Genomic DNA, 23,504 nt, shown 5'->3' on the forward strand with positions numbered 1-23,504 from the left:
TATTCCAGTGATTCAGTATAATTATAATATCAATAATGGATTTATATGGAGTTTAATATGAGAAAGAGCGTAATTGGTTTATTTATTCTCTCAAGTTTCTTACCCCTAAAAGCATATGGATATCCTAAAGTTAAAAAAGATAATGTGCAGTATAATTCGGAGGGTTCCTATGAAAGAGGCCGAGGAATACCGCAAGATTATGAGAAAGTATTTGAACGGTACCAAAAAGCAGCGGAGCAAGGAGATGCTAAGGCTCAGTATAATTTGGGAGTTTCTTACGAAAACGGTGAAGGGGTTCCGCAGGATTATAAAAAAGCTGTTGAGTGGTATCAGAAAGCAGCAGAGCAAGGGTATGCTCCAGCTCAGTATAATTTAGGATTTTCCTATTATCATGGCCAAGGAGTTCCGCAGGATTATAAAAAAGCTGTTGAGTGGTATCAGAAAGCAGCAGAGCAAGGGTATGCTCCAGCTCAGTATAATTTAGGATTTTCCTATTATCATGGCCAAGGAGTTCCGCAGAATCATGAGAAAGCGGATGAATGGTTGCAAAAGGCAGCAGAGCGAGGAGATGCTAAGGCTCAGTTTAGTTTGGGGATTCTTTATTATAACGGCGAAGGAGTTCCGCAGAATTATAAGAAAGCTGTTGAGTGGTACCAGAAAGCAGCGGAGCAAGGGTTTGCTCTTGCTCAGTTTAATCTAGGAGTTGCCTACGATATTGGTCAAGGGGTTCCGCAGGATTATAAGAAAGCATTTGAATGGTTGCAAAAAGCAGCGGAGCAAGGAGATGTTAAGGCTCAGTTTAAGTTAGGGGTCCTTTATCATGATGGCCAAGGAGTTCCGCAGAATTATAAGAAAGCTGTTGAGTGGCTCCAAAAGGCAGCTGACCAAGGGTATACTGACGCTCAGTATAATTTAGGGATCCTTTATTCTGATGGCCGAGGAGTTCCGCAGGATTATAAGAAAGCTGTTGAGTGGCTCCAAAAGGCAGCTGACCAAGGGTTTGCTCTTGCTCAATCTAATTTAGGATTTTCCTATGCTATCGGCCAAGGCGTGCCACGGAATTACGAGAAAGCTGCTGAGTGTTTCCAAAAGGCAGCGGAACAAGGGTTGGCTGACGGTCAGTATAATTTAGGATTTTCTTACGAAAACGGCGAAGGAGTTCCGCAGGATTATAAGAAAGCCATTGAATGGTACCAGAAAGCAGCAGAGCAAGGGGTGGCTGACGCTCAGTATAAGTTAGGATTTTTTTATGATAACGGCGAAGGAGTTCCGCAGGATTATAAGAAAGCAGCGGAGTGGTATCAAAAAGCTGCTGACCAAGGGTCTGCCTCAGCTCAGTATAGGTTAGGACTTTTCTATGCTATTGGCCGAGGAGTTCCAAGGGATTATACGAAAGCTATTGAATGGTTCCAAAAAGCAGCGGAGCAAGGGTTTGCTCAAGCAAAATCTATACTAAAAGAATTCTCAAAAAGTCAGCCTTAAATACATTATATATGTGCTGCCCCGTAAGGTGTGGAATTAGCGCATCGGTCATGTCGAGTGTGGGTCCGTTTCTTCATGCCTTTTTGATGTTGTAGCATAATTTCGTTGTAGGGGGGTGAAGACATGTTACGGTTGGGGGTTGTGATGCGGGGATTTGTTGCGGGGATTTTGAGTTTTGCGGCGTTTGTTTTTGTGCCGGCTTTGGGTGTTTGTGCTGATGGGATACCGCCTATAGAGGAGGGGTTGAAGATGGTTGCGGCGCAGCAGCAATATGCGTTGCAGCGGATGGGTTTGAGTGCGGCGTTAGCGCGGCAGGCTTTGTGGGGGGCGAAGTATAAGCCTGAGTCTATGTGTGCGCAGCATGTGAGTTTGCTGTTGAGCGGGTATGATGCGTTGCATCCTGAGTTCCCTGATGATGGGCCGCCGGATAAGGATAGGCAGGAGCGTATTCGCTTAGCGAATTCTGGGTCATGGCGGTTTGTTTACGATATTGAGCAAGTGCATATTTGTAGCAAGGCCTTTTTGGATAAAACGCCTGCGAAGCCTGCTTATAACCCGGAGGATGATCCCGCGCAGATATTATTAAAGTGGTTTAAGCAGGACCGTCAAGGCGTGATTGATGAAATGTTACGCATGGGGGTTGAACGAGAGGTTGCGGAGGGTGCGGCTATAGTCGTGACCTCTCAGAAAGGGGGATATAAGAGATGTGTTGATAATATTTATAGCTTATGGGCGCATCGTACACCGGGTATAGATGTGGATTCTCAGTTGGTGCGGGAGGTCAATGCGCGTAATCCGGGAACAGCGGAGAATGATTGTGATGTTGGGGTAATGTATCAAGACCCGAATGCGGAAGACCCTTATGCGCCATCGATTGAGCGGTTATTGAAGGCTTTTCGGGAGGACCGGAAGGGAACGATTAAGAGGTTGAAGAAAGCGGGCGTTCCGATGGGATGAGCGCGCGATGCGGCAGATTTAGTTCTTTCCCAGAAGGGGCGTTATTGGCGTTGCGCGGTTATTGTAGGGGGGTTGTTGGATAATATGGGGTATGAGTGGGGAGATATTACCCATCATGTAGATGCGATAAATAAGGGGTTTTATTACGTAGGTAGTGGCATGGGGGATGGGGTTTGCGATGTGGATAATATGAATCATGACCCACGGGAGGGATGGTAGAGCAAGGGGTTAGGTTGCTCCGTTATGAGATGGTTTTTGGCCGAGATTGGTGCGGATGCAATCGATGGTTGTGTGCCATTTGCCTTCCGCTATTTCTGTTGAGACTTCATGTTGGATGGCGATGGGTAGGGGCTTTGCTGATAAGCTGGTGACTTTGGTTGGTGAGGCTGTTCGGTTGGTTGGGGGAAGGAAGCCAATTTTGAGGGGCGTATTTGCTCTCTAATATAAGAGGTTGCCAGAAGGCGATGTCTGGGCGAAGGAGTGGTTCTTTATGATACGGCCATGGTAAACTCAGCCCTAGCTTTATCTCGCAGGCGTCTGGCCTCTGCTAGCGTTATCTTTGGATATTATTGTTCGAACTTTATTGGCTGTAACTTAGGCCCGTTGGGCCAAACCAGTTTCTGTTACCTATCCCGCCTCAACGCTATGCCTGTCAGCATACCTTCTCAAAATCATGGGATACACCGGGGCGCATCGGAACTAATCGGGACAGCCGATACCCTAGGAAGGGCCGTTTCTCAAGGGGATTGGGGCGCATCGGGAGGGAGCGGCATAACACTGTGGAGGTCTGGGCGGGAATCGAACCCACATACGCGGATTTGCAGTCCGATGCATAGCCATTCTGCCACCAGACCTCAGCTGCGCTCTCTCTATTAAAGATTATGTCGCTCCGGTCAATAGGGAAAAAACATTCAAGATTTTTTTTACTTATTTTTCACCCTGTTCTGCCTTATACTCACGCCAATGGTTTTTTGTAACTGCAGGCCCTGACAGATTATCGCTATGACATTCCCTCTCTTGGCATTTTTGAAAAATAGACGGTCTATTCAGCTTGGACTAGGGCTTATTACAAGCTTAGGGCTGGGGGCTGGTTATGCGTCCGCGCAGACGATTGAGGGGGCAGGTCGCTCCGAGTTTATCCCTCATACATTAAAAGAAGCCCTCTCTATGGCGTATCTAACCAATCCTCAGCTGCGTGAAGCAAGGGCGCAGTTGCGTGCTGTGGATGAGCAAATGTCCGCCGCTATGGCCGGTTGGCGTCCGACCATTACTGGCAGTGCGGGTTTAACCTATTATAAAGGGAGTAGCCGTTATAGTCAGTTAACTGAGTTGATGGGGCGCAACGTAAAAATCCCGAACGAGCAGCGTTATAGCAATGGCGGTTATAATGCTAGTGTCTCTGTTACGCAGCCAATTTATCAAGGTGGTAAGACGGTTGCGGGCATTCATATGGCTAAGAACCAGATTTTTGCTCAACGTGCCCGCCTCATCGCGACTGAGCAGCAAGTTTTATATAATGCGATGGAAGCTTTTGTGAAGGTTGTTGGTAATAAGCAACTCCTTCAGGTGAGTATTAATAACGAGCGGTCCTTACAGCAACAACTTGACGCTACGAATCGCCGTTTTCGTCTTGGGGAGCTAAGCCGTACTGATGTTGCGCAGGCGCAAGGGGCTTTGGCTACCGCTACGGCGGAACGTCAGCAGGCTGAGGGAACATTCCAAGCGGCACAAGCAAGTTATTTACAGACCATTGGTGTTCCGGCTCCGCCGGATCTCGTGCCACCTCAGCCTTTGGCCCTACCTGTACGGACAGAAAAGGAAGCTGTGGATGAAGCCGTGCGGAACAATCCGAATGTGATTGCCGCACTTTTTAACGAGGCGCAGCAGAAGGATAATATCTCCGTCCAAATGGCTGCTATTTTGCCGAAGATTACAGCAGGCTTAGGGTATCAACGCTCTAGGGACCAAGCATCAGATGATTCTTTGCAAGATAACAAGTTTGCGTCTCTGACGTTGCAAGTGCCTATTTATCAGGGGGGCAGTGAATATTCGGCGGTACGTCAGGCACGGCAAACAGCTATTGCAGCACGACATGAGGTAGATGTACAGCGGCGTTTGGCTCTGCAACAAACATCATCTAGCTGGCAATATTATATAGCAACGCAAGAAACGCTAAAAAGCAATAAAGTTGCTGTCTCCTCTAATTTGGCTGCCCTTGCTGGGGTGGAGCGGCAAGCTCTGATGGGGACAGCGACAACCTTATCTGTTCTTCAGCAGCAGCAATCTTTATTGCAAGCTCAGCGTCTTTTAATTCAAAATGCAGCAGCTTTGGTGACATCATCTTACGATATTGCGCGCGCTATGGGTCGCCTCACGGCGATTGATCTGAAATTGGACGTCCCACTTTATGATGAAAAAGCCTATTATAACGCTGTGAAGACCCGCCTATGGGGCGTTGGCGATTATAAAACGAATATTCCGGGACGATAAAGGGGGTTTTTCTAAGGGCGGCCTATCGGCAAGCCTCACGGTCGATGATATGAAGGTCTTATCAATGAAGACCATGTATTAAGATGTGAGCGCATGCCTAAACAGACCTCCCACACACCCTTAGCCGCCTCTGAGTTAGAGAAGGCCTTCACCCCGGCTGATTATGAAAATACGCTTTATAAGCAATGGGAAGAGTCTGGTATTTTTGAGGCTCACCCTGAGGATAAGGGCACAGCCTATTCCATCATGTTCCCGCCGCCGAATGTGACGGGGACACTCCATCTCGGCCATGCTCTGACCTTTACCTTGCAGGATATTCTTATTCGCTGGCAGCGGGGGAAAGGGGCGAATGTTTTATGGCAACCCGGCACAGACCATGCCGGTATCGCTACCCAAATGGTGGTTGAGCGTGCATTGGACAAAGAGGGCATAAACCGTAAAGAGCTGGGCCGCCCGCGCTTCATTGAGCGCGTCTGGGAGTGGAAGAATGAATATGGCGGCACGATTATCAAGCAATTACGCAGGTTAGGGGCCTCTGCTGATTGGACGCGTGAACGCTTTACGATGGATGCAGGCCTCTCACGCGCGGTGCGTAAGGTCTTTGTTCAGCTCCATAAAGAGGGGCTTATTTATCGGGACCGCCGTTTGGTGAATTGGGACCCGGTATTTCGTTCTGCGATTTCTGATTTAGAGGTGGATAATAAAGAAACTAAAGGCTCTATGTGGTATATCCGCTACCCGTTAGAGAGCGGAGCGCATATCACCATCGCCACGACCCGGCCAGAAACTATGCTGGGTGATGTTGCCGTAGCGGTGAATCCAGAAGATGAGCGTTACCAAGCCTTCATCGGGCAGAAGGTTATATTGCCTCTAACGGGGCGTTCTATCCCCATTGTAGCGGATGAACATTCCGATCCAGAAAAGGGAACAGGGGCTGTTAAGATTACTCCTGCTCATGATTTTAATGATTTTGAGGTCGGTAAGCGGCATAATCTCCCTGCCCCAACTATCCTTGATGAAGGGGCCTGCATTTGGCTGGATGAGGTGCGTGGAGAGTTCACCCAGCATGATGGCATTAGCGATTTAGAGTTTGTCCATTCCCTAGAAGGGCTACATCGCGATGAAGCGCGTAAAAAGATTATCGCGCGGCTTGAGGCGATGGAATGGCTGGAGAAAATCGAGCCGCATACTCTACAGGTCCCGACTGCGGAGCGTGGGGGGGCTGTTGTAGAGCCACGTCTGACACTGCAATGGTATTGCGATGCACCCAAACTCGCTCAACCTGCTGTTGATGCGGTTAAAAACGGGGCTATGAGCTTTGAGCCACGCCAGTGGGAGAACACTTTCTTCGCGTGGATGCGAGAGCTTCAACCATGGTGTATTAGCCGTCAATTATGGTGGGGGCACCAAATCCCCGCATGGTATGGCTCCGATGGCAAAACTTATGTGGCAGAGAGCGCGGAAGAAGCCCAACAACAAGCGGGCCCTTCTGTATCCTTAACGCAGGATGAGGATGTACTTGATACATGGTTCAGCTCAGCCTTATGGCCGTTTACGACCTTGGGATGGCCGGATAAGACAGAGGCATTAGAGTTCTATTACCCAACCAGCACATTGGTCACAGGGTTTGATATTATCTTCTTCTGGGTATCGCGGATGATGATGATGGGCCTTCACTTTATGGGGAAGGTGCCCTTCCAGAAGATTCTTATTCATGGGCTGGTGCGGGATGAAAAAGGGCAAAAAATGTCCAAGTCCCGCGGCAATGGGATTGATCCGCTGGATTTGATTGCCGAATATGGGGCTGATGCGACACGTCTGGCTATTGCGGCCGGGGCCGGGTTAGGGCGTGATATTAAGCTTGGGCGCGGTAAGGTGGAGGAGCATCGTGCTTTCATCACCAAGTTGTGGAATGCCTCACGCTTTTTGCAGATGAATGGTGTGAAGCCCCACGCAGAGTTTAACCCAGCTAAGGTGCAATCAACATTAGCGCGTTGGATTGTGGAGGAAGCGCGCAAGGCTGTTGTGCAAGCTGATGCCGCGCTGGAAGCATCACGCTTTGATGATTATACGCGCTGCTGTTATCAGTTCGTCTGGAACATCTTTTGTGATTGGTTTGTCGAGTTCTCCAAACCTGTATTCCGTAGCGGTGGGGCCGAGGCGGAGGAGTTAAAAGCGGCTGCTGCCTATGTTCTGGGTGTCATCTTACAGATGATGCACCCCGTTATTCCTTTTGTCACAGCAACCTTATGGCAGAAATTGGGGTATCATGGGGCCTCCATTGTGGGGCACTGGCCGACTATTCCAGAGAGGAAAGAGGCTCACGCTGCCGCGGATGAAGTGAATTGGGTGGTTCGTCTCATTAGTGAGGTGCGAACCGTGCGGGCAGAGATGAACGTGCCGCCTTCACAAAAGGCACCACTTCTCTTGCGTGATGCTTCGGCTCAGACAATCGAGCGTGCCCAGAGCTGGAAAGCGGCGATTGATCAAATGGCGCGTGCGTCTGAAGTGACAGTTCTTACCAATGAGCCGCCGAAAATGGCCGCGCAAATCATCTTAGATGAGGCAACCATTTTCATGCCGCTTGAAGGTGTGATCGACCTCGAAGCTGAAAAGACGCGCTTGAATAAGGAAATTGCCCGTCTTGAAAGCGAGATTGGGAAGGTTGAAAAGAAGCTCTCTAACGAGAACTTTGTCGCGCGTGCTAAAGTGGAAGTTGTGCAAGAGAACCGGGAGCGGTTGGAAACCTTCCTGCATGAGTTGAAGAAACAAAAAACCGCTTTAAGCCGGATTAGCTAGGTGTTGCATCATGCTGAATTAAAAAGCCTGCCCTTTTGGAGGCAGGCTTTTTTATGGGGAATCTTAACGCTTAGACGGAGCGTTTTTTGATAATAATCTGAGATAGGTCACGCACAGCCCCATGTGCTGCGCTGGTCGTCATGGCGGCATAAGCTTTTAGAGCAGTGGACACAACACGCTCACGCTGTGGTTGCCAGCCTGCGGCCCCTTTGGCGTCCATAGCTGCACGCCGCGCTTCAATCTCCGTTGCGGCAACGTCCAAATGTAAGACGCGTTTGGGAATATCAATGATGATGGCATCGCCTTCCTCAACAAGGCCGATTAAGCCACCCTCTGCGGCTTCTGGTGACATATGCCCAACAGAGAGGCCAGAACTCCCCCCAGAGAAGCGGCCATCAGTAATGAGGGCACAGGCTTCTCCCAACCCCATAGATTTCAAATAGCTGGTTGGATAAAGCATTTCCTGCATGCCCGGTCCACCTTTGGGGCCTTCATAACGGATGACAACAACATCGCCGGGGATAATCTGCTTACCCAAAATGGCTGTGACGGCGGCATCTTGGCTATCAAACACTCGAGCGCGCCCTTTGAATGTCAGGATATTCTCAGCAACGCCCGCTGTTTTTACGATGGCTCCATCCGTTGCTAAATTACCATAAAGGACAGCTAACCCACCATCTTGGGAGAAAGCATGATCCTTATCCCGCAATACACCAGCCTGACGGTCTGTATCCAATGTTTTATATTGGCTTTTTTGGGAAAAGGCCTCAACAGTTCTCACACCACCCGGTGCGGCTTTAAAGAAGGCTGTTGCTTTCTCCTTACCATGGGCAATATCCCATTCTGCAAGGGCTTCTTTTAAGCTGGGCGTATGAACAGTAGCTGCACTCGTATCAATCAAACCAGCACGGTCTAACTCCCCAAGAATGGCTGGAATCCCCCCAGCGCGGTGGACATCTTCCATATGAACATTCGGTACAGAAGGCGAAACTTTGCAGAGATGCGGCACTTTGCGGGAAAGAGCATCAATATCGCTCATCTTAAAATCAACGCCTGCCTCGTGTGCGGCGGCGAGGAGATGCAGCACGGTGTTGGTGGAGCCTCCCATGGCGATATCTAACGTCATAGCATTGGTAAAGGCTGCTTTTGTCGCAATCCCACGGGGGAGCGCGCGCTCATCTTCTTGCTCATACCAACGGCGGGCAAGCTCAACGCTCAAACGGCCAGCCTCAAGAAAGAGGTTTTTCCGCTCACTATGCGTTGCCAGAAGGGACCCATTGCCCGGCAGAGACAGCCCTAAAGCCTCTGTCAAGCAGTTCATAGAATTAGCGGTGAACATCCCAGAGCAAGACCCACATGTTGGGCAGGCTGACCGCTCTACTTGGGCGGAAACATCATCACTCACGCGCTCATCTGCTGCGGCTACCATGGAGGTTACAAGGTCCACTGCGCGCTCAATGCCGTTCATATCCGCTTTGCCAGCCTCCATAGGGCCACCAGAGACAAAAACGGTCGGGATATTCAGCCGAAGCGAGGCCATTAACATGCCCGGCGTAATCTTATCACAATTACTGATGCAGACTAATGCATCGGCACAATGGGCATTGACCATATATTCCACAGAATCAGCAATCAATTCCCGCGAGGGGAGGGAATAGAGCATCCCGCCATGACCCATCGCGATGCCATCATCCACGGCGATTGTATTAAACTCTTTAGCAACACCGCCGGCTTCTTCCACCGCGGATGCGACTAATGCCCCCATATTTTTGAGGTGAACATGACCGGGAACAAATTGGGTAAAGGAATTAGCGATGGCGATAATGGGTTTATTAAAATCATCATCCTTCATGCCGGTTGCACGCCATAGAGCGCGAGCCCCCGCCATATTGCGGCCGTGAGTACTAGTATGAGAACGATAGGCGGGCATGAAGAACCTCGTTTAAAAAGAAACGCTCAAAGGCATGTTGTGGTAAGAATAGGTAACATAAAATAAGAAAAATGAAAGATGTGAAAAGCATCTCTCTCATTTCCCTTTGCTCCCCTAGCTAAATGCATTTAGCTCCCCATATGATAGGGGACTGATTTATGAGACAAAGAGGCGTTATGGCAGAGGCATCATCAATTATCCTCGGAGGCGGTTGCTTCTGGTGTGTTGAGGCGATTTTTAAGGGATTGCGTGGTGTTATAACCGCTAAACCCGGTTATGCAGGCGGGCATACGGAGCATCCACAGTACAAAGAGGTATGCACAGGCCATACAGGCCATACGGAAGTTGTAGAGCTTCGTTTTGATCCGCGCGAGATTAGCCTTGAAGATATTCTACGTGTTTTCTTCACCACGCATGACCCAACACAGCTTAATCGACAAGGCGATGATGTGGGGACGCAATATCGGTCCGTTATTTTTGGAGATGAGGCCCAGCAAGCCATAGCGCGGACAATTCGTGATGAAATTGCTGCGCAAGGGATTTGGAGTGACCCCATCGTAACAGCGATTGAAGGTCCGGCTCATTTTTGGGAGGCCGAAGCAGACCACCATGATTACTTTGCGCGCAACCCCGAAACCGCTTATTGCGCCGCCGTAGTGGCCCCTAAGGTTGCTAAGGCACGCAAGCTTTATCGCGATCGTCTAAAGCCAGCAGACTAGGATAGTCTTTCCCCAACCCCTAAAAAGGTGGCGGGCTGTTATTCTTCACTTTCTAGTAAGATGCGGTCCGTCTCCTCATCATAATCGAACAGATTGGCATAACGTGCCCATGAGATGGCCGTGTTCAATGTCTGCCGAGCAAAGCTTATCGACATAGACTCTTCCAATCGCCGCCGAAAGACGTCTGCATCAATAGCGTGGCTGTTGCGTTCATCCAATGTGCCGCGAATCAATTTTAACAGTGGAACAGCATGGAGCAGAGCGGCACGCATAATATCGCGCCGTGCATCAGCATCGGCCTCCACAAAGGTACGTCCGGTTTGGGTTAAGATAATATCGCCATCCTCAAGGTCAGCGAAGTCCAATAATTGCAATGTTTCTCCTAATGGGAAAAGGTCATCCAAGGTCATTTGGAGATGTTGGGCTAATTCTGGGAGGTCAGCACGGCCAGAATGAGGCGCATGTTCCAACGCTTCCATAAGTCCGACCAACATCTCGATAGATAAATCAGGCAAGACAAGGAACAGCTCGCTTTCATCCTGTATCTCTGCCGATGGCATGGCTTCCGCCTCCGAGACACTAGGGGCGCGCAAGGTCATCAATGTATAAATCTGGTCCACAAAATGACGGAACTGCTCATCATGCCGGTTACGTGGGTGCGGGAAGGGGACACGGATTTCATGCGTGATGCGCCCCGGCCCCGATGAAAAGAGCAATATCCGGTCACACATTAAAACGGCTTCTTCAATCGCATGGGTTGCGAGAACCATAGCTTTAAGCGGGCCTAGGCGATGTTCCTGCCATAATTCAATCAAATCGGTTCGTAGATTTTCGGCACTCAGATGGTCAATATTTAAAAAAGGCTCATCTAGTAACAAAATCTCAGGTTGGCGAGCTAGGGCACGTGTCAGAGAGGTACGCTCTGCTAACGCATCGGATAATTCTCTCGGATAAGCCCCCTCATAGCCATCCATATCCAACACCTCGATAATCGCACTGGCTATTTTTTCCCGCTCTGCCTTGGGTTGGCGTTTAGCTTCTAGGGCAAGGAGAATATTCTCCCGTACGGTCAACCACGGGAAAAGAACATCATCTTGCAAAATGATGGATACCCCCTCCAAAGCTAGGGGAGTGGCTTTATCATCCTTCCAAAAAACAGTGCCCGTTTTAGGCTGCTCAAGCCCGGCCATGATTTTTAATAAGCTTGATTTACCAGAGCCAGAACGCCCCACAAGGCCTAGAATCTCACCCTCTTGCACCTCCATATTAATCTGCTCAACAATAGGAAGGTCTTGGTTACGGGCCTTTTGAGCAACTTGTGTGCAATCAACCAGGCGTAGAAGTGTATTCATGAGTTAAATCCCATAACGGCGCGTTACGCGCTCTTGTAATGGCATACACACTCCCCAGCGTACAGATAGGGCAAGTGCGGTCATTAAGGCGAGGAAGAGCATCTCTTGACCATAAGATTGACCATGCACCATCGCATAAAGTGTAGATGTTGGAGACGATAGTGCTCCATCATGGCCCAGAAAGCTCACTAGATACACATTATCCCAAAAAAAAGGGAGGGCGAGTGCAATGGACTCAAAAAGGATGGGATATAGTAAGGGCAATCTAACCTTCTGCCATAGAGGAAAACTGGGTAAATGTAATTGCTCGCCCATAAGGAATAGTCGTTTTATATCCTCCCTCTTCGATTTATAGGCGATATTCCATCCTACAATACCTAATGATGCTAGTGCTGGTAAAGATATAGCAGGAATGATGTTCTCTAAATAAGGGAACATCACATATATAGGAAAGAGGCTCACAACAAAGCCAACATAACTTATTAGCTTTTGGAAGGGTTTAGGTAAGCCTAAAATTAGGCCTCCTATATAGCCCCAGAAAAGCCCAATAATGCAGACAGCCGCTAAAACGTAACTCAGAGGCCCTAAAAAACGGAGACTATCAACCGGCCATGGCCACATCAGATAGGTTAAAAAACCAGCGGATAGAATGAGGATAACCATTTGTGAGACAACGCTATAATCACGCCATTTCATCATCAAGCGTGATTCAGGGGGTACTTTTTTGAAGTTGTCTAGGCTGCACACAGCATAGCGTTTACCATGCCCGAGCAAGGGGGCTATTAAGCCATGCTGAACAAGGGCCATCAAACCAAGGCTCATAATAATTACAAGCCATATTGCCGCTATATGATGTTGCACTAAAGCCGTATAGGCATAACCTCCTAAACCCGGATGCCATTCTGGATGGCAGAAGGCGAGCAGATATTCCCCCCCAAAGAGGCAAAGCCAGAAATCTGGGAGATTTAACAAGACAGACTGCACAAGCTCCGGGAAGGCAAAAGGTACATGTAATCGCCAGAACATCTGCCCATAACCCAGCCGTAATGCGCGTGCTGTCTTTAAAAACTCTGTTGGGATGTCGTGCCCTGTCTTTAAAGTTGCATATAAGCTGCGTGCAATGAGGCTAAAAGCCGCCATACATGCGATGCTCCAAAAGGAGGGAAGCACGGCAGAGAATAAGCCAAGCAAACAAAGGGAGGGAATCCCTGCCAAAATTACTGTTACTGCAGAGAGGCCCCGCCTGATAAAAGCTGAATAAGCTGCAAGGGATAATAGGGCGAACTGGCCGATAGCTGCGCCTAACAAAGCAGCGGCGACTTCGCCTAGCGTCCAAAAGGCAGCGTTCCATAATGGGGGAAGAAAGGCAAATGCCTTCAGGCCAAAGCCGAGGGAAAGCCCATATAAGGCCCCAAGCATTAACGCACAACAGGATAAGCCACTGCCGCCATGTGCGACCAACCAACGCAGACAGCTGCCCTCAATGCGCGAGATAAGAGCAAAGGAGAGGAGATGCTTCCTCATGGGCAGAAAAACTCCCGTTAATGGCCCGTACTGCCAAAGCCGTTATGGCCACGCTCTGTTGTATCAAGGCTTTCACATTCCTGCCACGCTATTTTAACAACAGGCGCAAGGACAGCCTGCGCAATCCTCATCCCACGATGTATCACAAAATCCTCAGCCCCAGCATTAATGAGAATAATGCGTATCTCCCCGCGATAATCTTCATCAATCGTGCCGGGACTATTGGGAACCATAATCCCGTATTTTAGCGCAAGGCCAGAGCGTGGGCGGATTTGTAATTCGTACCCTGCTGGTAAGGCGATAGACAAGCCGGTGGGAATTAAAGCACGTTCCCCAGCTTTGATGGTGAGGGGGGCCTCCACAGCGGCTTGCATATCCACCCCCGCTGCCCCGGCTGTCCCATAAGCGGGGAGGTCTAAATCGTGGCCATGAGGCAGCCGTACAATACGAACCGTTACAGACGCTGACATAATTTAAGGAGCCTCTTGATGAAAAAATGAAGCAATTTTATCCGCTAGGTGCTGGGCAAGGTCCTGCTTGGACATTTCAGGCCATGGTTCCACCCCAGAGCCTGTCAGGAATAGAACCTGATTCTCTGCCCCGCCAAATTGATGCTTGCTGACATCATTCGCTAACAGCCAATCACATCCCTTCTTTTGCCGCTTTTGCTGCGCATAGTCTTGTAGGTGAGTCGTCTCAGCAGCGAACCCCACGACCAAAGCAGGCCGTTGCTCTGCATGTGAGAGGGTAGCGAGAATATCGGGGTTTTCCACTAAGGAGAGGGTAGGGGCGGCTTCATCCCCCTTTTTCTTGATTTTATGGGCTTGTATCGTATCAGCGCGCCAATCACTTACAGCGGCTACGCAAATGGCAGCATCAACGGGTAAGTGAGCCAAACAAGCTTCATACATCTCTTGTGCTGTTTGGACATTAATCCGCGTAACATGAGGGGGTGTTGGTAAGGATACAGGACCACTTATAAGATGCACTTCCGCCCCACGGGCAGCGAGGGCCTCTGCAATGGCATAGCCCTGCAAACCTGATGAGCGGTTTGATATAAACCGCACCGGGTCAATCGGTTCAACTGTAGGGCCGGCTGTGACCAAAATACGCCGCCCTTTTAAATCAGCCTGCTTATGAGAGATAATGTCTCGGATGGCAGTAAGAATGACCTTAGGCTCGGCTAGACGACCACGTCCCGTTTCCCCACAGGCAACATCACCATGCGCAGGGCCGATTATCTTTACGCCTCGTTGTTGCAATAGAGCTACATTGGCTTGTGTGGCAGGATTCTCCCACATATGCGGATTCATCGCAGGGGCGAGTAAGATGGGGGCATCCGTGGCGAGTAAAAGAGTTGTTGCGAGGTCATCAGCCATACCATGCGCCATGCGTGCCATGAGATTTGCTGTTGCAGGGCATACTACAATAGCATCAGCCGAGCGCGCTAAAGAAATATGCCCGATATCACTCTCACCTCCCGGTTGAAAAAGCTCTGTATGAACAGCCTGACTGCACAGCACTTCTACCGATAAAGGGGTAATGAAATGATGAGCGGCATGCGTCATGACGGGGACAACCTCCACCCCATCACGCTTGAGCTGCCGTGCAACATCCAACGCTCTATAAGCGGCAATACCACCGCTTATGATGAGTAGAATACGGGCCATCTCTCAAAGCCGCCAACCAGAATGAATAGCGACAATCCCACCTGAGAGATTTTGGTAAGAGACACGCTCCATCCCCGCTTGGCGCATCATTCCCGCTAATGTCTCTTGGTCTGGGAACATACGAATACTCTCGGCGAGATACTGGTAGCTTTCCGCATCCCCAGCAATCATCTGGCCCATGCGTGGGAGCACCTGGAAGGACCAGAGGTCATAAAGCGCGGAGAGGGCTGCAATATCTACTTTAGAGAACTCAAGGCATAAAAAACGACCACCGGGCTTTAGGACGCGGCGTACTTCGCGCAATACAGCCTCTTTATCCGTACAATTCCGCAATCCAAATGCCATGGAGACCCTATCCATTGAGGCATCAGGGAAGGGGAGTGATTCGGCATCAATGACGCACACATCCATCTTCCCGATCAAACCGGCATTGATAGCGCGTTGCCGTCCTACCTCTAACATGGCCTCGTTAATATCTGAGAGGACAGCGCGCCCTCCACCACGGCGTAGCCAACCAAAGGTAATGTCCCCCGTCCCACCGGCTAAATCCAACAGGTGATGGTTGGGTTGAGGCGAGAGCATAGTGACGAAAATGCGCTTCCAAACGCGATGAATCCCTAGGGACATCGCATCATTCATCACGTCATATTTTCCTGCAACACTTTCAAAAACCTGCCTGACAAGGGGTTTCTTCTCGTGGCGAGGAACATCACGATAGCCGAAATCAGCGCGCTCATTATCAAAATCGGCTGACGGCGAGGAGGGAATATGGGAAGAATGGGTCTCAGTCATAAAACCATCGTTATCTCATTATGAGGATTTATGCCAGAACTCCCAGAAGTAGAAACTATCCTTCAAAATATGAAGCCTTGCCTTATGGGGCGGAGTTTTGGGAAGATTGACGTAAATCGCCCTAATTTACGCACCCCTTTTCCCGCTGGGCTGGCAACGATTCCACTTCATTACCCCATTATAGCGTTGCGGCGGCGGGCTAAATACATCTTGATCGATTTTCAACATGGGTGGAGCCTACTGATTCATCTCGGTATGTCTGGCCGTCTTTTTATCGACCCGACTATCTTCGCGCCCGCTTCGCGCAAACATGAGCATCTCGTATTTTGGACGAATGATGACCAGCGTATTGCTTTTGTTGATGCGCGCCGTTTCGGTATGGTGGCTCTATTCCGCACAGATGAGGAGAGTCAGCAGCCTCAGCTTGCTCATCTTGGGATAGAACCCCTATCGCCACATTTTACAGCAGATTACCTTTACGGGCTGTGCCGTACAATACGGATGCCGTTAAAGACGGCCTTGCTAGACCAAAGGAAAATCGTAGGGCTTGGCAATATCTATGTCTGTGAGGCCCTGTTCCGTGCGGGGTTGCATCCCCAAAGGGAGGCAAAAAGCTTAACCCAGCAAGATGCTGTTAGGCTGCATCACGCTATTATTGAGATTTTAGATGCTGCTATCAAAGCGGGAGGGTCAACCTTACGGGATTATGTGCATACAGACGGTACACCGGGGGCATTTCAAAATCTTCACCTTGTTTATGGGAGGGAAGGAGAGCCTTGCCCATCCTGCACGCAGGCTGCTCGGCAGAGGCTTATTGAACGTATAACCCAAAATGGGCGTTCAACCTTCTTTTGCCCTCATTGTCAGAAAAATAAAGAGAATGCTTGACGAGACTTAAACAGAAGGGTAGATGGCAAGCATCATTTTTAGCGAACTATCCGCAGGAAACTTGAAGCTCATGGCAAATAACGCATCCGCCCGTAAACGCATCCGTCAGAATGAACGCCGTCGTCTGCGCAATGCGTCTCGCCTGTCTCGTATGCGGACTTTCATTAAGTCTGTCGAAAAAGCGATTCTTTCTGGCGACAAGGCAGCAGCGGCCGAGGCTCTCCGTGCTGCTCAGCCTGAGATGCAACGCGCTGCTGGTAAGGGTGTGATTGCACGCAATACGGTTAGCCGTAAGCTTTCCCGCCTTTCTGCTCGCATTAAGGCTCTGTCTGCGGCCTGAGGTTAGGTTTGTAACCTACTGCTCCGCTAATATTATGGCGGAGCATTTTGGGGCGCGCCTATGGGCGCGTTCTTTTTTCCTGTCAACAGTGATATGCTGTCCGTTCCTCTTTATGGGAAAATGGCCTATATCCTGTTTGCATAGGCAAAAAAGCTTGATTGCGCCTTCCAGCGGGCATTACTCTGGCTGGTGACTTATAAATTATAATGGAGAATAGAAGTGGAAAAAGCTCAGGATGCTGCTATGGCCTCTGCTGATGCCGCTTCTCTCCACGCCGCATGGCTCCGCATTTGTGACCGTTTAAAAGCCGAGGTTGGAGACGTAGAGTACCAATCATGGATTCAGCGCATCACGCTTGGGCCGTTGGATGATGATGAGATTACGCTCTATCTCCCAGAACGTTTTTTGAGGGATTGGGTCCGTACGCAATATGGCCAGCGACTGCAAACTTTGTGGCGGGAGGAAACGCCGCATGTGCAGCATGTTGAGTTAAAGATTGATAAAAAAGCACAGCGCGCCCCTATGTCGAATGGGAGCCATGCGCCGTCTTCTAAGTCCTCCCATGACATAGCGGCTTTTGCTCGCGAAGATGCTGCGGCTTTGGATGCCGAAAAAGAGACCTCCCCGACTGCGGCTAGTCCCTCCGTGGACGTGCGTAATGACCTCGCTGTGCCGTTGGATCGCCGTTTTACCTTTGATAATTTTGTTGTCGGTAAGCCGAATGAATTCGCTTATGCGTGTGCAGGGCGGGTAGCAGACCAGCCAGCAAGCCCCGGCTTTAACCCTCTTTTCCTTTATGGTGGCGTTGGGCTTGGCAAAACCCATCTCATGCATGCTATCGGCCTAAAGCTTATGAGCCGGGGTAATATTTCGGTCGCTTATATGTCGGCCGAAAAGTTCATGTATCGTTTTATTGCGTCCATGCAGTCTAAATCTCAAATGGAGTTTAAGGAACAATTAAGGTCTGTTGATGTTTTGATGATTGATGACCTCCAGTTCCTCATCGGTAAGAATAGTACACAAGAAGAGTTCTTCCATACATTTAATGCGCTTGTTGATGCAGGGCGACAAATTATTGTCAGTGCAGATAAAAGCCCCTCAGACTTATCAGGGTTGGAAGACCGACTACGAACTCGCCTAGGTTGCGGGATGGTCGCGGATATTCATGCGACAACCTTTGAGTTGCGTATTTCCATCCTTGAGGCAAAAGCGAAGGCATCGGGCACTCCTGTTCCACCAAAGGTTTTGGAATATTTAGCGCATAAAATCACCACTAATGTGCGTGAGCTGGAAGGCGCGTTAAATCGCCTCATCGCTCATGCAGATTTGGTTGGCCGTCCTGTTACGCTGGAATCAACGCAGGATGTTCTCAAAGATATGCTCAAGGCGCATGAACGGCGCGTTACGATTGATGAGATTCAGCGGAAAGTTGTGGAGCACTTTAATATCCGCCTAACGGATATGTCCTCCGCGCGTAGGGCACGTGCTGTTGCACGGCCACGACAGATTGCTATGTATCTTGCCAAGCAACTCACAAGCCGGAGCCTGCCAGAAATTGGCCGTAAATTTGGTAATCGGGACCACACGACCGTTATGCACGCCGTCAACCGTGTAGCAGAGCTTATGGAGCAAGACCCCGGTTTGGCAGAAAGTGTGGAGCTGTTAAAGCACATGCTAGAAAGCTAAAATCGCTTTCAAAATATTCTTTTCCTTGCTAGAAGGCCATACTACACGCATTCGGTAAGATTTGGGGTTATCATGAAGTTTAAGGTTGATCGCGCGCCGCTTCTGCGTGCTTTGTCCCATGTTAATGGTGTTGCCGAAAAGCGAAATACCATCCCCATTCTTGCCAATGTTTTGCTAGAACATGATGGCGAGACTCTCCGCTTAACCGCTACGGATATGGAAATTGCTGTTGTGGAGGAGATTCCTTCCACAGCGACACGCGCAGGTGCGGTAACCATTCCCGCTGCTGTTCTTTTCGAGATTGTCCGTAAATTGCCCGATGGTGCAGAGATTGAGTTCAATCAGGAGAGCGCAGAAGAGCCACTTCACCTGCGGGCTGGGCGGTATGCTACGAGCTTGAATGTCCTGCCGGTGGATGATTTCCCTGCTATGGTTGCAGGGGACCTTCCTCATCATTTCACCATCCAAGCAGGGGAGTTGCGTACTCTCATTGACCGTACGCGCTTTGCTATGTCCAATGAGGAAACACGCTATTACCTCAATGGGATTTACCTCCATGTCGTGCTGGAGGGTAAGAAGAACTATCTTCGTGCCGTTGCGACAGATGGGCATCGTCTGGCCAAAGTGGATACAGAGGCCCCACTCGGTGTTAAGTCCATGCCCGGCATTATTGTTCCGCGCAAAACGGTTACAGAAGTGCGAAAGCTACTGGATAATGATGGCGCAGATGTTGAGGTGGCCCTTTCTGAAACGCGCATCCAGTTCCGTATTGGCTCCATCTTGCTGACCTCTAAACTTGTGGATGGGACTTTTCCTGAATATTCACGCGTTATCCCGCAGGATAACAGCCGTATCTTGCGCGTTAGCAAGCAGGATCTTGCCGCGGCCGTTGGGCGTGTGGCAGCGATTAGCCAAGAGCGTTCTCGCCCTATCAAGCTGACGGTAACAAAGAATCATCTTACGCTTTCAGCGATCAGCCCTGACCAAGGGATTGCCCAAGAAGAGTTGGATGAAAATAGCGTTAGTTACGATAGTGATGACGTGGAGATTGGCTTCCAAGCGCGCTATTTGACGGATATTACCGACCAAATTGATGCGGAGGCGGAGTTCGCTTTAGCGGATAGCTCCTCACCGACATTGATTCGCGATACGGAGCAGCCTGCTGTTCTTTACGTTCTTATGCCTATCCGGGTTTAAGTGCCGCCTTGCGGTTACACCGTCTTACCTTAACGGATTTCCGTAATTATCGCCGTCGTGTTTGGGAGCCCGCTGCCAGTATCTCTGTCCTCACCGGAGAAAATGGCAGCGGGAAGACTAATCTTTTAGAGGCCCTGTCTCTCCTTGCCCCGGGGCAGGGCTTGTTAAGCTCCCCAGCGTCTCTTTTGCCACGACATGGGACAACAGATTGGGGTGTCGCTGCACATTTGGAGAGGGGGGGGCATGATTTTCAGCTCGCTACCGGGGTTGCAGCGGGGAAGGGTCGCCGTGTTTTTCTACTAGATGGGGAAAAACCACGCACCCACGCAGAGATTGCTCAGCTTTATTCTTGTGTGTGGCTTACCCCGCAAATGGATCGTTTGTTTTTAGACGGAGCCTCTGGGCGCAGGCGTTTCTTAGACCGCCTTACTGTAGCTCTTATCCCAGACCATACCCAGCAGCTTATCGCACATGAACGCTCCGTGACGAGCCGTAACCGTGTCTTACAAGAACATCCTCAAGAAACCGCTTGGCTTGATTCGCTCGAAACATCCATAAGTCGTCATGCTGTAGCGGCAACTGTCGCCCGGATGAATCTGATAGACACTCTTGGGGCAACTCCCTTTGGGAATAAGGCCTTTCCTCATACGATGATAGAGCTGCATTGCCCCATTGCAGAGGCTCTTAGAACAAAACCAGCTATAGAGGTTGAGGACTGGTTGCGTCAGGCTCTCCAGCAAGCACGCCAGCAAGACCAAGTCCGCAAAAGCACCTCCCTCGGTGCACATCGGGCCGATATGAGTTTAAAAGACCAAGCAACAGGGCGGGACGCTATACAATCTAGCAGTGGGCAGAAAAAAATCATGCTACTAAGCATTATTCTGTCCCATGCAGAAGCTATAACGCATCTTTTAGGATATGCTCCGCTCATTTTGCTTGATGAACCACTAGTTCATCTTGATGAAAAGCGGCGTATTAATTTGATGGAAAGTTTGCGTGCTTTAAAAACAACCATACTCTTAACCGGTACAGAAGCCGCATTATTTTCCCCCCTGCGAGGTCATGCAGATTTTATAACCATTCGTAACGGAACACTCCTGCCAGAAAGGGGGAGGGAATAGCTCTGGTCATAAGCGGGTTCTCGCAGTATATTCATGGAAAATCCGTCTCTTTCAAACCGGAGTAATGCGTAGGCATGTCAGAATCCCAAAACCAACCGGAGACTCCCTCTTCCAACCATGAGGAATATGACGCATCGTCTATCTCCGTCTTGCGTGGGTTGGATGCTGTCCGCAAACGTCCCGGCATGTATATCGGTGATACGGATGATGGCTCTGGCCTGCATCATATGGTGTTTGAAATTATTGATAATGCCGTGGATGAGGTGCAAGCAGGCTTTGCGTCCTACTGCATATTAACCCTAAATGGGGATGGCTCTGTCACGGTGCGTGATAATGGCCGTGGCATCCCAACAGATATGCATGAGGAAGAAGGAATCAGTGCAGCCGAGGTTGTGTTGACTAAGCTGCATGCAGGAGGGAAGTTTAACCAAAACTCCTATAAAGTCTCTGGCGGGTTGCACGGGGTGGGGGCTGCTGTTGTTAATGCTCTCTCAGAGACGATGGATGTACGCATTTGGCGACAAGGGAAAGAGCATCTTATCCGCTTCCGCCACGGGGAGCCTGTAGCACCGCTCGAAGTTGTCGGGGAGTCCTCTGAGGAAAGTGGCACAGAGGTCACGTTCAAACCAAGTGCTGAGACATTCTCCAAAACGGAGTTCGATTTTAGTATCTTAGAGCGGCGTGTGCGTGAGCTAGCGTTCCTTAATTCCGGTATGCGGATTATTTTGCGGGATGAACGCCATAGCGAACCACGCGAAGTTATCTTCCATTATGAGGGCGGGCTGACAGCCTTTGTTCAATGGCTCAATAGCTCCAAGACAGCCTTAATTGATCCTCCCATCACAGGAGAGTTGCAAGATGAGGCCTCCGGTATTCGTGTAGAGTTTGCGTTATGCTGGAATGATAGCTTCCACGAGACGATGTTGTGCTTTACCAACAACATTCCTCAACGTGATGGGGGCACGCATCTTGCGGGGTTCCGTCAAGCTTTGACGCGCGCCGTTGGAAAATATGCGACTCAATTAAGTAGTCGAAAAGAGACAAATAACCTCACAGGTGAGGATATGCGGGAGGGTCTCTCTGCTGTTCTCTCCGTTAAGGTGCCGGACCCAAAGTTCTCCTCCCAAACTAAAGATAAGTTAGTTTCCTCCGAGGTTCAGCCCGTTGTCCATACCATTGCTGCTGATATGATTAGCCATTGGTTTGAGACCCACCCGAAGGAAGGCCGCACCGTTATTGCGAAAATTGCCGATGCTGCTAATGCCCGTGAGGCCGCTCGCCGTGCTCGTGAGTTGACACGCCGTAAGGGTATTTTGGATGTGTCCTCCCTACCGGGGAAGCTGGCCGATTGTCAGGAGCGTAACCCAGAGGGCGCAGAATTATTTATCGTTGAGGGGGATTCCGCTGGGGGAACGGCCAAGCAAGGGCGGGATAGACGTTTCCAAGCGATTTTGCCGTTACGTGGTAAAATCCTCAATATCGAGCGCGCCCGCTTTGACCGCATGTTAAGCTCTGCGGAGATTGGTACACTTATTACAGCCCTTGGAACAGGGATTGGCCATGGCCCTGTAGAGCAGGGAGGCTTTAATATTGAGAAGCTTCGCTACCATAAGATAGTCATTATGACTGATGCGGATGTGGATGGCTCCCATATTCGGACTTTGTTATTGACCTTCTTTTTCCGTCAAATGCCGCAACTTATTGAGAATGGGCATCTTTATATCGCGCAACCACCGCTTTTCCGCGCTAAACGCGGGCAAGAGGAGCGGTATCTTAAAGATGAGCCGGCTCTTGATGCTTATCTGCTCGATAAAGCCCTCCATAACGCTGCTCTTACGCAGCATGATGGTCAATCCTTAACAGGAGAGGCGTTGCGTGTCGTTATTGACCGGTTGAGTAATATTGCTCAAGATTTGCGCGCGCTTTCTGCTCGGATTCCGCTGTGGATTATGGACCAAGCTGCTGTGAGTGGCATTATTGATGCTGAGGCTTCAGCGCGTGAACAAGCCCTTGATCGCTTTCGTACACGGCTTGAAGAAGTCTCGCCTGAGAATGAACGAGGCTGGCAGGTTCAATGTGAGGGCGATGCCATCATATGTCGCCGCTTCTTGCGTGGTGTGGGGGAGCGTTATGTGTTCGAGCCTACGCTTCTGCGTTCTAGTGAGGCACGGCGTCTCCGTATGCAGCAAGAATGGTTAGCGCAGATTTTTGCCCAGCCCGTCACATTGCAATTAGACCAGAAAGAACATCATTTCTCTGGTCCGGGGCTGTTGATGGAGCAAGTCCTCACACAAGGGCGGCGCGGGTTGGCTATCAACCGCTTTAAAGGCCTTGGTGAGATGAATGATGAGCAGCTTTGGCACACAACGCTCGACCCGGCTACTCGTACCCTTCTGCAAGTACAGGTTGGTGATAGTGAGGATGCTGACCAAGTATTTTCTACATTAATGGGGGATGTTGTGGAGCCTCGGCGTGAGTTTATCGTCGATAATGCTCTAAAGGTCGCTAATCTTGATGTATAATCGCCTTATAAAACGTCTTTATCGCATCGCATGGC

Annotated in this window: 17 protein-coding genes and 1 tRNA gene; 11 read left to right on the forward strand and 7 right to left on the reverse strand. The window is 49.9% G+C overall.

Translation table 11 applies throughout. From position 1 onward, the window contains the following. Window positions 1-45: 45 nt before the first annotated feature. Together GM556_RS03805 and GM556_RS03810 are read left to right on the forward strand one after the other, a co-directional pair. Window positions 46-1,482, forward strand: coding sequence for an SEL1-like repeat protein (locus tag GM556_RS03805; protein ID WP_155579320.1), 1,437 nt, complete (start codon window positions 46-48; stop codon window positions 1,480-1,482). A 144-nt stretch (window positions 1,483-1,626) separates the two neighbouring features. Beyond that, window positions 1,627-2,439: a hypothetical protein gene (locus tag GM556_RS03810; protein ID WP_155579321.1), complete on the forward strand. Its 813-nt coding sequence runs from the start codon at window positions 1,627-1,629 to the stop codon at window positions 2,437-2,439. 780 nt (window positions 2,440-3,219) lie between these two features. Here GM556_RS03810 and GM556_RS03815 read toward each other — a convergent pair. After that, window positions 3,220-3,293, reverse strand: a tRNA-Cys gene (locus tag GM556_RS03815). Between the two features lie 148 nt (window positions 3,294-3,441). Between GM556_RS03815 and GM556_RS03820 the strand changes: the two genes are divergently transcribed. Next, a complete protein-coding gene (locus GM556_RS03820; protein WP_155579322.1) occupies window positions 3,442-4,929 on the forward strand; it encodes a TolC family outer membrane protein in 1,488 nt (495 codons plus the stop codon). 93 nt (window positions 4,930-5,022) lie between these two features. Then, window positions 5,023-7,728, forward strand: a complete 2,706-nt coding sequence (locus tag GM556_RS03825) for a valine--tRNA ligase (protein WP_155579323.1) — start codon at window positions 5,023-5,025, stop codon at window positions 7,726-7,728. Between the two features lie 70 nt (window positions 7,729-7,798). On the opposite strand, the gene ilvD is transcribed toward GM556_RS03825, so the two are convergent. Continuing rightward, a complete protein-coding gene (gene ilvD / locus GM556_RS03830) occupies window positions 7,799-9,658 on the reverse strand; it encodes a dihydroxy-acid dehydratase (protein ID WP_155579324.1) in 1,860 nt (619 codons plus the stop codon). Between the two features lie 176 nt (window positions 9,659-9,834). Between ilvD and msrA the strand changes: the two genes are divergently transcribed. After that, the gene (gene msrA / locus GM556_RS03835; protein ID WP_155579325.1) at window positions 9,835-10,377 is read left to right on the forward strand and encodes a peptide-methionine (S)-S-oxide reductase MsrA; all 543 of its coding nucleotides are present in this window, start codon (window positions 9,835-9,837) and stop codon (window positions 10,375-10,377) included. Window positions 10,378-10,415: 38 nt separating this feature from the next. Here the strand turns inward: msrA and GM556_RS03840 are convergent, their stop codons facing one another. Genes GM556_RS03840 through GM556_RS03860 form a run of 5 tightly spaced genes read right to left on the reverse strand, consistent with a single transcriptional unit; the run spans window position 10,416 to window position 15,715 of the window. Next, entirely contained in the window at window positions 10,416-11,729 is a 1,314-nt protein-coding gene (locus GM556_RS03840; RefSeq protein ID WP_099027329.1) for an AAA-associated domain-containing protein, read from the reverse strand. Window positions 11,730-11,732: 3 nt separating this feature from the next. Further along, window positions 11,733-13,253, reverse strand: coding sequence for an ABC transporter permease subunit (locus GM556_RS03845; RefSeq protein WP_155579326.1), 1,521 nt, complete (start codon window positions 13,251-13,253; stop codon window positions 11,733-11,735). Between the two features lie 17 nt (window positions 13,254-13,270). Continuing rightward, a complete protein-coding gene (dut, locus tag GM556_RS03850; RefSeq protein ID WP_155579327.1) occupies window positions 13,271-13,723 on the reverse strand; it encodes a dUTP diphosphatase in 453 nt (150 codons plus the stop codon). A gap of 3 nt (window positions 13,724-13,726) precedes the next feature. Continuing rightward, window positions 13,727-14,923: a bifunctional phosphopantothenoylcysteine decarboxylase/phosphopantothenate--cysteine ligase CoaBC gene (gene coaBC, locus GM556_RS03855; RefSeq protein ID WP_155579328.1), complete on the reverse strand. Its 1,197-nt coding sequence runs from the start codon at window positions 14,921-14,923 to the stop codon at window positions 13,727-13,729. Between the two features lie 3 nt (window positions 14,924-14,926). Continuing rightward, complete coding sequence (locus GM556_RS03860; RefSeq protein ID WP_099027325.1) at window positions 14,927-15,715, reverse strand: class I SAM-dependent methyltransferase; 789 nt, start codon at window positions 15,713-15,715, stop codon at window positions 14,927-14,929. 30 nt (window positions 15,716-15,745) lie between these two features. On the opposite strand from GM556_RS03860, the gene mutM reads away from it, so the two are divergent. The 6 genes from mutM (at window position 15,746) to gyrB (ending at window position 23,469) form a co-directional block, all read left to right on the forward strand. Continuing rightward, complete coding sequence (gene mutM / locus GM556_RS03865) at window positions 15,746-16,603, forward strand: bifunctional DNA-formamidopyrimidine glycosylase/DNA-(apurinic or apyrimidinic site) lyase (RefSeq protein WP_155579329.1); 858 nt, start codon at window positions 15,746-15,748, stop codon at window positions 16,601-16,603. Window positions 16,604-16,673: 70 nt separating this feature from the next. After that, window positions 16,674-16,943, forward strand: a complete 270-nt coding sequence (rpsT, locus tag GM556_RS03870) for a 30S ribosomal protein S20 (RefSeq protein WP_155573191.1) — start codon at window positions 16,674-16,676, stop codon at window positions 16,941-16,943. Between the two features lie 243 nt (window positions 16,944-17,186). After that, entirely contained in the window at window positions 17,187-18,629 is a 1,443-nt protein-coding gene (dnaA, locus tag GM556_RS03875) for a chromosomal replication initiator protein DnaA (RefSeq protein ID WP_155579462.1), read from the forward strand. Window positions 18,630-18,701: 72 nt separating this feature from the next. Beyond that, window positions 18,702-19,826 (forward strand): DNA polymerase III subunit beta, encoded by a 1,125-nt coding sequence (dnaN, locus tag GM556_RS03880; protein ID WP_155579330.1) that lies wholly within the window; start codon window positions 18,702-18,704, stop codon window positions 19,824-19,826. 8 nt (window positions 19,827-19,834) lie between these two features. Beyond that, window positions 19,835-20,947 carry a DNA replication/repair protein RecF gene (gene recF / locus GM556_RS03885; RefSeq protein WP_155579331.1) on the forward strand — a complete coding sequence of 371 codons (1,113 nt, stop codon included), beginning with the start codon at window positions 19,835-19,837 and terminating at the stop codon, window positions 20,945-20,947. A gap of 74 nt (window positions 20,948-21,021) precedes the next feature. Next, on the forward strand, window positions 21,022-23,469 hold the full coding sequence (gene gyrB, locus GM556_RS03890) for a DNA topoisomerase (ATP-hydrolyzing) subunit B (RefSeq protein ID WP_155579332.1): 2,448 nt from the start codon (window positions 21,022-21,024) through the stop codon (window positions 23,467-23,469). Window positions 23,470-23,504: the final 35 nt, after the last annotated feature.

It is taken from the genome of Bombella sp. ESL0378, assembly GCF_009725845.1.
GTDB classification, from domain to species: Bacteria; Pseudomonadota; Alphaproteobacteria; order Acetobacterales; family Acetobacteraceae; genus Bombella; species Bombella pollinis.